The sequence below is a fragment of the Desulfosporosinus burensis genome (assembly GCF_054657535.1).
This window is the reverse complement of sequence record NZ_BAAHYN010000011.1, coordinates 53322-66062: the sequence shown is the minus strand read 5'-3', so window position 1 is coordinate 66062 and position 12741 is coordinate 53322. Positions and strand designations below refer to the sequence as shown.

The window sequence follows — 12741 nt, the reverse complement described above, 5'->3', positions numbered from 1 at the left end:
AGTTTATCAGTTTATCATTTAATTCTTAGTCATGAAATTTAACGTGACGGTCAAGAGCGGCCGATAGGAAAGGGAGAGAATAATGAGCGTACAAGATATTTTTGCTGCAGTGGTTGAATTTGATATCGACAAAGTGGTGACTCTCGTTAATACAGAGGTAGCTAGTGGGACTGACGTTTCTGAAATTCTTAGTAATGGCTTGATTGCAGCCATGGATGAAGTTGGCCAACGCTACTCTGAAGGAGAATTCTTTGTCCCGGAAATGCTAATGGCGGCTAAAGCTATGAAAGCCGGACTTGAAGTACTTAAGCCATTGTTGTCTCAAGGGGAAAACGAGAAAAAGGGAACCATTATTATCGGAACTGTCAAAGGTGACTTACATGACATTGGCAAAAACCTAGTTTCCATGATGATGGAAGGAGCAGGCTTTGAAGTCTATGACCTCGGTGTAGATGTAGATACAGAAAAATTCCTGGCCACGGCTAAGGAGAAAAATGCCGATGTGATCTGCATGTCCGCTCTCTTAACCACCACGATGCCGTTCATGGAAGTCACCGTTAAAGCAATCCGCGAACAAGGTTTAAGCATTAAGACGATGGTCGGCGGCGCACCTGTTTCGGAAGATTTCGCTAACAAAATCGGGGCAGATGGTTGGAGTACGGACGCTCCCGGAGCAGTGGAGACGGCTCGCCGACTCACTGCTAAATAAGAATTAAGATTGAATTTAATCTCAGCTTATAATATAGTTTATTCTTGACTAAGTCATTACCGTTACCTGAGTTTGAAAGACAACCTTTAAATAGGTTGAATGACTTAAGCGGATCTAAGTCAGATAGACTTAAGTCCATGCTGACTTAGGAGATCATGTCAGAAGTTAGTGAATACTTATCCCGTTATACCGTTCCACTTAATCAGTGAACTTTTGCATAATATTTTGGTCGAGTTAGGTCATTAAGAGGGATTTTTGCCAGTATAGTTGTTGGCATAGAATTTGCATTATTCACTAAGAGAGTTGAAGTTGAACTGAAATATGAGGAGGAAAATTCTATGTTAGTAGTTGGAGAATTAATTAATGCAAGCCGAAAGGCTGTTGGAGAAGCCATCAAAGCACAGGATGCTGCATATATCCAACAGGTGGCTAAGGACGAATTTGAAGCAGGAGCGGACTTTATTGATGTGAATGCCGGTATCTTTGTGGGCAAAGAGCCTGAATACCTGCAATGGCTCGTAAAAACAGTTCAAGAAGCGGTTGACGCGCCTTGCTGCATTGATAGTCCAGATCCCAAGGCGATCGAGGCGGCTCTGTCTGTGCATAAAGGCATCGCGATGATTAACTCTATATCTTTAGAAAAAGAACGTTATAATGCCTTGATTCCTGTCGTTGCCGGAACTGACTTAAAAGTTGTGGCCCTTTGCATGAGTGACGAAGGGATGCCCGAAACAATGGATGCTCGGCTTAGAATTGCCGAAAAATTGATTGACGGCTTAGTCCAAAATAATGTGCCGCTCAATAATATTTATGTTGATCCGTTGGTTCAACCTGTTTCTACCAACAGTACCTTTGCAGTTGAGTTCATTAACTCTGTGGAGGCCATCATGACTCGCTTCAAAGGAGTCCATACGATTTGCGGACTTTCGAATGTATCTTATGGTTTGCCAGTTCGAAAATTTATGAATCATGCCTTTGCAATCATGGCGATCGGCAAAGGGTTGGATGGACTCATCATCAATCCGCTGGATAAGATGATGATGGCAAGCTTGGTCACTGCCGAGGCTCTGGCTGGACGAGATGACTATTGTGTCAAATATCTTAAGGCCTTCCGCAATAAACAATTCGATTTCTTAGGCTAATCTTAAACTACAAATCAGTGAATGATCCCCTTCTCTCGCTTGAGGAGGGGATCATCTTTAATAAGGGTATTATGCTTATAAACAAGTCAGTAGATAAAGAATTAGGAATTCTAATGGCAAGCTAGGTTAAGGAGGTTGAACGTGGCGCTCGTAATGTTTGATTATGATGGAGTTATCGTTGATTCCCAGGAGGTTTTTATAGCTCGCTTTTCACAAGCTTGCCTGGAGAATGGGTTCAGAGGAATCCAAGAACCGCATGATGTGATCGGGCTTTTTGAAGGGAACGTCTACGAAACTATGATGCAACGCGGTACAGATGAATCAACGATTGACAATATTTTAAAGCGATATGAAGTTTTACAAGGTGAACAATTGGCCGAACTTGAACTCTTTGTGGGCATAGGAGAAGCTTTACAACGTATTTCGGAAAAACACTCTGTTTATGTCATTACCTCAAATCTATCCAGCGCCACGATAAAGATTTTAAACCAAAACGGAATTACTTGCTTTATCGACGTCATTGGGGCAGAAAAGGAAAAGAGTAAAATTAAAAAGATTCAAAACACAATGTCCTTACATCCCAGAATCCCTGCCTATTATGTGGGGGATACTAAAGGAGATATGATCGAAGGTAAACATGCTGGAACCCGGACTATTGGAGTCACGTGGGGATGGCATTCACCCGCCAAACTCCAGGAAGGTTCTCCAGATTATCTCTTTAATACCCCTGAAGAGCTGGCAAATTTCTTGGAAAAGGTAGATTAATGACTGATAAGTCTGAGTTATCTTGAAGGATAACCATGAAACAAGGCGAATATTAATAATTAGTGAAAGTGTCTGTGGGAGAACAAGGGGACAGGTGCACTGTTTTGCTTTGGGGAAAGACAGATAGTCGATATGCTAACAGGAGGTAGTCATGAAGTTAACAATTTATCCCAATCAAGTCATAACAACAGAGGAAAATGAAACCTTAATGGAAGCCCTCATCCGTAATCGTCTTCCCGTTCAAAATATTTGTAACGGCAAAGGAACCTGTGGTAAATGTAAAGTTCGCATGACTGGGAATGTTTCTTCGCCGAGTGAGCGAGATTTGGCGCATCTCAATGATAGTGAATTAAAGACGGGTGTACGGCTTGCCTGTACCGTGGTACCTGCTGAGGGTATGGTTATTGAACTGGACTTTGTCGAGAGCCAGGATCGAAAAGAAGGGGCTCTCCTCGGAATGAAGGCGACTGCCTTAGATCCCATGGTGGAAAAGGTGTATATTCAGGCCAGCAAACCAACCCTTGCGGATGAACGAGGGGACTGGGACCGTATCGTAGATACCCTAAGCACGAGCACAGGTAAGAGTTATACGAAGGCCAGTTTGTATGTCCTAGGTAAGGTTCCGGACGTTTTACGAGCGGATAAGTACGCCTTGACGGTTACAGCTTCTGACGATGAGATTTTGGATATCGAAACGGGAGATACGACAAAACGACTTTATGGTGTCGCCATTGATATTGGAACCACTAGCGTAGCAGTTGCACTAGTCGATCTATTACAAGGGGATGTCCTGAAAGTTGTATCTACGGAAAATCAACAGACAGCTTATGGTGCGGATGTAATCTCTCGTATTTCCTTTGCTACGCAAAGTCAAGAGAATGCCTTGACTTTACGCAGCGCAGTGAGGAGGACGATTAATCACTTACTCGAAGAACTCGCCTCCAAGACGAGCATCCTGCAAAACGAGATCTCTAAAATGACGATCGTGGGTAACACGACGATGCAGCATCTTCTTCTAGGTTTGGATGTTTCTCATCTCGCAGTTTCTCCATTTGTTTCAGTCTGTAATCGACCCTTGACGTTCACGGCGAGCGAACTAGGATTGGAAATCAATGCCCAAGCTAAGGTTTACCTCTTCCCAAACATCGGAAGTTTTGTTGGGGGAGATACCATGGGGGCTATTGTAGGAGCACCTGAAGTTTTGGAAGAAGGGAATCATTTACTGATTGACTTAGGTACGAATTGCGAACTGTTCTTAAAAACCGAGAACACGATGATTGCCTGCTCTACAGCGGCAGGACCAGCCTTCGAAGGTGCTGGCATTGCCCACGGCATGAGAGCAAAACAAGGAGCCATTGAAGGAGTTACGATCACGGAGGCTGGAGTAGCCTATGAAGTGATCGGTGGACATGTACCACCCGTCGGCATTTGCGGCTCAGGTCTGATCGAGGGCATCGATGAGATGAGAAAGTCTGGAGTTATCAACAAACAAGGCAAACTATATGATCCTGAAAAAGAACAAGGGCTTTCTCCAGAGCTAGTCAGTCGGATTCGCATGACTGAAAAAGGGCGTGAATTTGTCTTAACTTTTGGTACGGATCAGGGAATAGATGTGACCTTAAGCCAGAGGGATATTGGGGAAATGCAGTTAGCCAAAGGAGCTGTCTGCGCAGGAATTAAAACCTTAGTTGAAATTGCTGGTATTACAGTACCTGAGCTTGATTCAGTTATTTTATCAGGGACCTTTGCGACCTATCTTAAGGCAAATAACATTTTAAATATAGGTCTTGTTCCAGATATATCCCCAGATAAGATTAAATCGGTTGGTAATGCGGCACATGTAGGAGCTATAAGAGCTCTTCTGAATTACCAAGAATTAACGAAGGCGAAGGAGTTATACCTTAAAATTCGCCATGTAGAACTGGGTGGAAATTCCACATTTTCCAATTATTTTATGGATAGCATGTATTTAGAGCGCTTAAGTTGATTGAATCTTTTAAAATTGATGGAAAACATCTTAAATTATTGTCCAAGAAGGGTTATAATGAAATAAGAAAACAAGATCGATATTGGAGAAAAGGGAGAGGTCTGTTGAATGTTAAATAAGTTTAAAGAGTCGATACTTGACAAAAACACACTTTCTGTAACATGGGAACTTGTACCTGGGAGAGGTGCCAATGAAAAGGCCCAAGAGAGTGCTATCGCATCGGCAGAACAAGCTGCTAAAGGTGGTAGAGTCCATGCACTCACCATTACAGATAACCCTGGTGGTAATCCGGCAATCCTGGCTGATTATTTGGGAATGGAAATTCTTAAAATGGGGATTGAACCCTTGGTGCATTTTACCTGTAAAGATAAGAACCGCAATCAGATGGAAAGCCAGTTATACGCTTTGGATCGTGCAAAAGTTCGCAATCTCTTAGTGATGACAGGAGACTACACCTATTCTGGATTTAAAGGACGCCCTAAACCAGTATTTGATCTCGATCCCTCTAATACCTTACAACTGATCACTGAAATGAATAAGGGCTTAGAAGTTCAAGGAATGAAGGGACCAACTTATCACGCACCCAGTGACTTTTTTGCCGGAGCGGCTGTTTCCCCGTTCAAGTCTACGGAGGCTGAACTGATGGTTCAGTACTACAAGCTGAAAAAGAAAATTGAAGGCGGCGCTCAATTTGTCGTCACTCAACTAGGATATGATGCCCGGAAATGCCATGAAGTCATCCAATTCCTGAAGGTTAATAAGTTAGATATTCCAGTTGTGGGAAATATTTACGTGCTGCCTTATGGAGCAGCTAATGTCATGAATCAAAACAAGTTGCCAGGTTGTGTCGTCACGGACAAACTTTTGGCAGAACTCAATGAGGAAAAGGGCGCCGCGGATAAAGGGGTAGGTCAACGAATGTTGAGGGCTGCCAAATTGTACGCGATTTTAAAAGGCATAGGCTGTGCCGGAGTTCACATAGGTGGTCATAATCTTAAATACGAACAATTAGAATACATTCTTGACAAAGGGGAGGAACTTTACCCTAATTGGCAAGATCTAGTCAAAGAATTTGATTATCCTCAAACGAATGGATTCTACTACTTTGAAAAAGATGAGAAAACCGGTTTGAACACTGATCGACCTACAAATCGAGCCAATCTCCCCTTAGATGCTCCAGCTGGAGCGATGTATTCGTTGATGCGGGGAATGCATGGTCTCTTGTTCACACCTGATAAGAAATTGTTCCCCATGATGCGCAGTATGTACCGTGCAGCAGAGGGTAAGAAGAAAACTGAAAAAAGGCTCCATGCGGTTGAGCATCTTGCCAAAGTCGTCATGCTTGATTGCAAGGATTGCGGCGATTGTGCCATGTTGGACTTAGCCTATCTTTGCCCTATGTCCCAATGTCCAAAGAATCAGCGCAATGGAGCTTGTGGCGGGAGCTTGGACGGTTGGTGTGAGGTTTATCCAAAAGAGAAGAAATGTGTCTGGGTCAGAGCTTATGCAAGACTTAAGAAATATGGAGAAGAGGCTTCCTTAGATGTTCCACCGGTGCCACCCGCTAACTGGGATTTCTATCAAACCTCATCATGGTCTAATTTCTTCTTAGGAAAAGACCATTCAGCCCCTATCTTAGGGATCAAGCGTCCGGAAAGTAAGTTAAAGAAATAATTGGTTAATGGTTAAATTAGATTGCTCCCTCTTATCCAGAAACTAATTTAAAAAATTTCGAGGTGAAAAATAATGGCAACAGGAGTTATTAAAGCGGGGGCGTGTGGTTTTACAATTAATGTAAAAGCACTAAGCGAGGACGGGCATAAAGTAAAATTGGAGATTACAAGTGACTGTCCGAATTACCAAAAGATCGCTCAAGAATTAGTCGAAGTCGATGCTTTCCAAGAGATTTTCAAAAAACTTCACATGGGGAAAGTGTATGAGATTTTTGCCAAATACAGCCCACACCCAAGTTGTTCGGGCGTTTCCGGAATTATGAAGACGATCGAAGTGGCTGCAGGGTTGGCTTTGCCCCAAAATGCTAGTATCAGTGTTACTAGGGAATAATTTTAAAAAGTTAAGGAAAACGTAGAAGGCCCATTGCCGATCGTTAAGATCGTTAATGGGCCTTCTTTTAGACGATCCACTGTTATTAAATGAATATGGGCTTAGCTAGGATCTGCAGTGTGGCAGATCTTTTTTTGACCTTACTAGAATCGAACATATAAGAATACATGTCCATATAATAATTAGATATGATAACTAGTCATAGAGGGCTGTGAAATAGGAATACCCACTTATAGAAGTGGGAATCTTTAACGTTGTTTAAATTGGTAAACGAACGTAATAAAAGATGGAGGAGCATAGAGATTGAGAGAGAGATGTCAAGTGTTCTATGCTGGTCAAAAAATGAGAAAAGCTCGTCTTGAAGCTGCTATTGGAACACAAAAGGAATTAGCTGAGAAGACAGGAATCCCTGCTAATATCATCAGTGATTTAGAACGAGGTAAACGTAAGATGAGCCCAGCATGGGCTAGGCGGATTGCCGAGGCAGTTGGGGGTAACTGGATGGATTTCATAGATTTAACCCAATGATCAAGCAGTAAATATTAAAGAGGTTAGGTGTGATTATATTCCTGGTTTTTTCCAACCAGTGACAGAATCTAAATCGATTAAATATACTGAAATTAGGACAAACATTCTCGGGCAGAGAACAGTTCACACAAATCTCTATCTGCCCTAGAGACTTGTGAAGCGCTTCGCATTCCAAAGCAGTCGGCAGATATCGGCAGCTTTTTGTATCCGAGAATATTTGTTCATTATTAATGAAAGGAAGTGATGAAAAATGGCTGTTATTGCAAGTAGTAAAGACACTGTGATGGTCGTAACCTTTCAAACAGGTTTAACCGCACAAGGTTCACCCAAACTAAGCCAGCGGAGTTTTTCAAATTTGAAGTCGAGCACCATAGACCAAGATGTTTATGATGTAGCCGTTGCCCTTTATGACCTACAGGATTACCCTTTAATCGGAGTGCGAAGAGACAATCGCATCGACTTAACGGCGGAGTAGGGAAAGAACGATGAATTATGACCTTATAGGGATTTGAGGTAAGGAAAGGAAAGGAGGAATATCAATTGGCGAGTACTACTAAAAAGGTTCTGAGAATGACCTTCAACAACGCTTCAGGGAACGCCGTAACGATAACTTTACCAGAACCTAAGGCAACTTTGACTGCGGCTGAAATCGAAGCCGTGATGGATCAAATCATCACAAAAAATATTTTCCTAACTTCCGGTGGAGAACTAATTTCCAAACGAGATGTAAAAATTGTCGATACGACAACCGATGATCTCTATGACCAATCAGTAGTCTAAAATACTGCATCAAACCAAAAGGCATCGGGATAATAACCGATGCCTTTAATAGGAGAAACAGGGGAACAGGTGCGTTGTTTCATGTGCAACTCTCACATATAGGTATTTCTGCGCTAAAATGGTCAAAATCAGTCAATCTTCTGATAAGAGTAGTTATGGGACCTTTGATCAGAGTTGAATTTATTTACTTAAAGTACTAGGGGTGCATCTGATCTGGACACGTCATATTAGAGATGTTTAATGAGAATTATAAGGAGGAATGGCAGTGAGCGCGACATCTATGCGTGGAAAGGGTATAATAAAATCGGCAGAAGTAGACACTAAAAGGGATTACTTTGTGTTGTCGTTGGTATTGAAAGTAGATAACTAATAAAATCGTAGAATGCCTATGATTTTATTGTATGTAAAAAACTAGGATACAAAAAGACAATAGAAGACAAGGAGATACGATGAGAAAGGAAAAGATAATCGAAACTGGATGGAACTTAGACAGCAGTTATGCTCGTCTGCCGAAATCATTTTTTACCACCCTTAATCCAATCGCTGTAAGCTCACCTAAGTTGATCATTCTCAATAATTCGTTGGCATCATCCCTGGGATTGAACGCACAGGTGCTGCAAAGCAAAGATGGCGTAGAGGTGCTTGCCGGCAACCGGATTCCTGAAGGCGCTTTGCCTCTTGCTCAAGCTTACGCAGGGCATCAATTCGGGCATTTTACCATGTTAGGGGACGGCCGGGCTCTGCTGCTTGGCGAGCAGATCACTCCCCTTGGTGAGCGGGTTGATATTCAGCTCAAGGGTTCAGGTCGAACGCCATACTCCCGCGGGGGCGATGGTCGAGCGGCTCTTGGACCGATGCTACGCGAATACATCATCAGCGAAGCAATGCATGCGCTTGGTATTGCTACCACCCGCAGCCTAGCGGTGGTGACAACTGGTGACTCCGTAATCCGCGAAACCGTCCTGCCTGGCGCGATTCTGACCCGCGTGGCTGCCAGTCATCTACGCGTCGGAACCTTTCAATACGTTTCAAATTGGGGCACCGCCCCGGATCTCCGGGTCCTGGCTGATTATACATTGCAACGACATTTTCCGGACGTTGACGCTGGTGAGAACCGATATCTTTTGCTACTTCAGGAAGTGATCAAGCGTCAGTCCGAGCTAATTGCCAAATGGCAACTGGTTGGCTTTATTCACGGGGTGATGAACACCGACAACATGGCTCTTAGTGGAGAAACCATCGATTATGGCCCTTGCGCCTTCATGGATGCCTATGACCCGGCAACGGTATTCAGTTCCATTGACGTTCAAGGCCGCTATGCCTATGGCAATCAGCCGCCTATTGCCGGGTGGAATCTCGCGCGCTTTGCTGAAACCCTATTGCCGCTGTTGCATGTCAATCAGACTGAGGCTGTCAAACTGGCCCAGGATGCGATTTCAGATTTTACGGAGTTGTATCACTTTAATTGGTTCGCGGGAATGAGAGCAAAACTGGGAATATTTAACCAAGAGATACAGGATGAATCACTTATTGAAGGCCTGCTCAGTATGATGCATAAGTATCGTGCGGACTATACTAATACCTTCCGCGCCTTAACGTTTGATAGGCTGGAGGATACGGTCCTGTTTGGCAGCCAAGAATTTGATCAGTGGCATGAGCTGTGGCAGGCGAGGCTAGGTAGGCAGCAGGAACCGAAAGCCTCTTCGCATCTGTTAATGCGGAACAGCAACCCTGCGCTTATCCCTCGCAACCACCAAGTAGAAGCCGCGCTTGAAGCCGCAGTGCAACAAGAAGATTACAGCGTGATGGAGCGGCTTCTTGATGTTCTTTCAAGCCCCTACGCGCACTCCCCCGAACAAGTTGATTACTCCTCACTGCCTGAGCTATCAACCCGTCCTTACCGAACCTTTTGCGGTACCTGAGATAGAAACATTAGGGACGGTTCGTGCGTTTTGTATGAAGTCATAACTTCCAAGGTCAAATGCCAGGACTTAGAATTATAAGAACGGCCTCAGCTTCGGCTGGGGCCGTTTCCGTTGATCGAAATCCTATCTAACTATGCACAGATATGACACTGCCCGCCCTAAATAGCTATTATAATCCTATTGTGTAGATTATTGGAGTGATAGCCCGGAATGATGTGTGTTTTTTATTGTATACAGATGAGAACATATTGCGATTTGCGCAATACAGGGTTAAGCTTAGAAAGGAGTAAAAAAGAAAGAAACCTGAAGGCATTACGTTCTAGTCTTTAGAAGTAGATGGATGGTAAGGCAGAACATATGCTATCCGAACTAAGCGCGGCTGAGAATGAAGGCAAAGTTCCTTTGGGTCAGACGGTTTAATGACAAATGAACAATTCTGCGTCAAGTAAGAACAAAGACATTGGCTCTTATCGCTGGGTAATTTTATCGGTAACAACGTTTACACAATCAACAATTGCTCTTATCTCCCAAGGGGTTGGGACATTAGCTCCATTCTTGGTCGCAGGGCTTGGACTTTCTAAGACGCAAGTCGGTTTCGCAGGCGGAGCAGTTAATGTTGGAATGATCCTGACGGCGTTATTAGCCGGGAGAGCCGTCGACATTTGGGGGGAAAAGAAGGTCCTGGTCGTGGGAGGGCTCACGACAGGTGGAGCGATTCTATTAGCTTCGTTTGCTAATTCGTTTCCCATGTTGATCGCCTTGTTGATGTTTACCGGCCTTTGGGCTGCAACTTCCACTCCAGCTGGTAGTAAAGCGATCATGACTTGGTTTCCCTTTTCCCAAAGGGCAATGGCTTTAGGGATTAGGCAAACCGGTGTACCCCTTGGCGGTATGGTTGCGGCCCTGATCATACCACCCATCGCCATTCGCTTTGGCTGGCAGATGGCCATGGTGACCATGAGTGCAGGGGCAGTCTTTGGTGCGGTTGTTTGCCTGCTTACTTATAGAGATCATCCTGCAGAAGTAGGGAGTACTAACCTCATAAAGGGACGCCAATGGACTCATCTGCTGCGTAACAAGAACATTTGGTTGGTAGGATTGACTGGGATCACTTATGTTGCAGCCCAGTATACGATTGTTACATATTTAGTCCTTTACTTACATGATAAAACAGGACAGTCTGTTGCCTTGGCTAGCCGCTTTTTGGCCTTGGTTCAGTTTGGAGGAATGGTTGGGAGAATTTTTTGGGGATATGTCAGTGACAACTATTTCTTGGGTAAACGTAAACCCGTGTTGGGGATTATCGGAATTATCGCCGCTGGAATGGCTTTTGTAATGCTATTCTTATCACAGACCACTCCTTTATGGATTGTCGGGTTAGCTACTTGGATCTTCGGTTTTACCGCTATCGGTTGGAACGGGATTTACGTCACTATGCTTTCTGAAATGGTCGGGAAAGATCAGGCTGGAACAGCTGTCGGCATGGGGTTGACCTTGTTGCAACTGGGTGTCTTAACGATTCCGCCAGCGTTTGGTCTATTAGTTGACCTCAGTGGATCTTATGAAATCAGCTGGATCGGGTTGGGAATTCTGATGGCTTTAGGAGCATTGACTCTGTTGCTGGTTGATGAAAAGAAAGCAGTAAGAAATTAAAGCGTGCCAGTTCATTATTAGCATTTGGGGCGTCGCAAGCCCTCGAACGTTAAGTGAAACTGCAATTGTCGGAGGCCCCCTCATCCAATCGATTGGACGAGGGGGCTATAGTTTAAGTAAAACTTAGGCAGCGGACATAAATTTATAAAAGGGTAAATCTTTCTGCGTGGCGAATATATTATGTCGTATTTGGAGGATAACGGAGGATTTAATGTGAAAATAAAGATTAGAGAAGCAGTCATAAACGATTACGAAAGTTTATGTGAGGTCTATGTCGAACTTGATGAACAACACAGGTTGAACCATCCCGAACTTTTTATTAAACCTAAAGATTTTGCAAGGGCAAAAGATTACATATTAGAAAGCATCAATGACCTGTTATCAAGAAGCGGGAATGGATACAATTAGACGGTATAGCCGTAAAGGGAGAGTACCAAAATCATAATATAGGGTCCTTGCTGTTAAACAAAGTAGTTGAATGGGCTAAAAGTAAAGAAATCAATAGAATTGAATTAAAAGTGTATGCTTTTAATTCAAGAATTTAATAATAGCGAAGTTGAAGAAGAAGTAAGGAAAGTGGAAATTATTAAGGATTTGTTTGGAAATGTAGGAACAAACCCTAGTATTGAACATAACTTCCATTGTGACTTAGGTTATAACATTCGCGTTGGTGATAATTTCTATGCGGGTTATAACTGTAGCATCTTAGATATTGCAGAAGTAAGAATTGGTAACAACTGTATGATAGGTCCTAATGTAGGAATATATACTACGGGTCATTCAATTGAACCTAAAGATAGGAACAAAAGTGGGTATGCCATACCCATTGTTATCGGTAACGATGTATGGATTGGAGGGAGTTGTGTAATCTTGGCTGGAGTCACCATTGGTGATAATTCAATTATTGCCGCTGGTTCGATTGTTACTAAGAATGTACCTTCCAATTCAATAGTGGCTGGAAATCCAGCGAAAATACTAAAGTATATAATTTAAGTTATTGGCAGTTTCCTCAATTCATTTATGTTCAGTGAGGGACAGGTACAGTATTTTGGATAACAGGACATTGTACCTATCTACCGTCCCTGCAACAATATGACCTAATAGATTGCTCATATGGGAAATTTCAAGTAAGCTAGTGGCAAGTTAACAGAAAATAGTGAATATATACACACTTTTGGGGAGGGGTGT

14 protein-coding genes are annotated in these 12741 nt (G+C 43.2%); all 14 read left to right on the top strand.

The genetic code is table 11. From position 1 onward, the window contains the following. Positions 1 to 82: 82 nt before the first annotated feature. Entirely contained in the window at positions 83 to 709 is a 627-nt protein-coding gene (locus ACYQ3Q_RS19090; protein ID WP_459930111.1) for a corrinoid protein, read from the top strand. A gap of 338 nt (positions 710 to 1047) precedes the next feature. Further along, positions 1048 to 1851 carry a methyltetrahydrofolate cobalamin methyltransferase gene (locus ACYQ3Q_RS19085; protein ID WP_459930110.1) on the top strand — a complete coding sequence of 268 codons (804 nt, stop codon included), beginning with the start codon at positions 1048 to 1050 and terminating at the stop codon, positions 1849 to 1851. A gap of 141 nt (positions 1852 to 1992) precedes the next feature. Continuing rightward, positions 1993 to 2616: an HAD family hydrolase gene (locus ACYQ3Q_RS19080; RefSeq protein WP_459930109.1), complete on the top strand. Its 624-nt coding sequence runs from the start codon at positions 1993 to 1995 to the stop codon at positions 2614 to 2616. A gap of 151 nt (positions 2617 to 2767) precedes the next feature. After that, positions 2768 to 4603, top strand: a complete 1836-nt coding sequence (locus tag ACYQ3Q_RS19075; RefSeq protein WP_459930108.1) for an ASKHA domain-containing protein — start codon at positions 2768 to 2770, stop codon at positions 4601 to 4603. Positions 4604 to 4711: 108 nt separating this feature from the next. Next, the gene (locus ACYQ3Q_RS19070; protein WP_459930107.1) at positions 4712 to 6277 is read left to right on the top strand and encodes a methylenetetrahydrofolate reductase C-terminal domain-containing protein; all 1566 of its coding nucleotides are present in this window, start codon (positions 4712 to 4714) and stop codon (positions 6275 to 6277) included. 72 nt (positions 6278 to 6349) lie between these two features. Further along, the gene (locus ACYQ3Q_RS19065; RefSeq protein WP_459930106.1) at positions 6350 to 6667 is read left to right on the top strand and encodes a DUF6951 family protein; all 318 of its coding nucleotides are present in this window, start codon (positions 6350 to 6352) and stop codon (positions 6665 to 6667) included. A 303-nt stretch (positions 6668 to 6970) separates the two neighbouring features. Then, complete coding sequence (locus ACYQ3Q_RS19060) at positions 6971 to 7195, top strand: helix-turn-helix domain-containing protein (protein WP_459930105.1); 225 nt, start codon at positions 6971 to 6973, stop codon at positions 7193 to 7195. 250 nt (positions 7196 to 7445) lie between these two features. After that, positions 7446 to 7670 (top strand): DUF1659 domain-containing protein, encoded by a 225-nt coding sequence (locus tag ACYQ3Q_RS19055; protein ID WP_459930104.1) that lies wholly within the window; start codon positions 7446 to 7448, stop codon positions 7668 to 7670. Between the two features lie 65 nt (positions 7671 to 7735). Further along, complete coding sequence (locus ACYQ3Q_RS19050; RefSeq protein WP_459930103.1) at positions 7736 to 7975, top strand: DUF2922 domain-containing protein; 240 nt, start codon at positions 7736 to 7738, stop codon at positions 7973 to 7975. Positions 7976 to 8424: 449 nt separating this feature from the next. After that, positions 8425 to 9897, top strand: coding sequence for a protein adenylyltransferase SelO (locus ACYQ3Q_RS19045; protein ID WP_459930102.1), 1473 nt, complete (start codon positions 8425 to 8427; stop codon positions 9895 to 9897). A gap of 429 nt (positions 9898 to 10326) precedes the next feature. Continuing rightward, positions 10327 to 11553 carry an MFS transporter gene (locus ACYQ3Q_RS19040; RefSeq protein ID WP_459930101.1) on the top strand — a complete coding sequence of 409 codons (1227 nt, stop codon included), beginning with the start codon at positions 10327 to 10329 and terminating at the stop codon, positions 11551 to 11553. Between the two features lie 213 nt (positions 11554 to 11766). Continuing rightward, entirely contained in the window at positions 11767 to 11961 is a 195-nt protein-coding gene (locus ACYQ3Q_RS19035; protein ID WP_459930100.1) for a hypothetical protein, read from the top strand. Beyond that, on the top strand, positions 11934 to 12098 hold the full coding sequence (locus ACYQ3Q_RS19030; RefSeq protein WP_459930241.1) for a GNAT family N-acetyltransferase: 165 nt from the start codon (positions 11934 to 11936) through the stop codon (positions 12096 to 12098). Before ACYQ3Q_RS19035 ends, ACYQ3Q_RS19030 begins: the two co-directional genes overlap by 28 nt. Continuing rightward, on the top strand, positions 12076 to 12546 hold the full coding sequence (locus ACYQ3Q_RS19025; RefSeq protein ID WP_459930099.1) for a sugar O-acetyltransferase: 471 nt from the start codon (positions 12076 to 12078) through the stop codon (positions 12544 to 12546). Before ACYQ3Q_RS19030 ends, ACYQ3Q_RS19025 begins: the two co-directional genes overlap by 23 nt. The last annotated feature ends 195 nt before the right edge of the window (positions 12547 to 12741 follow it).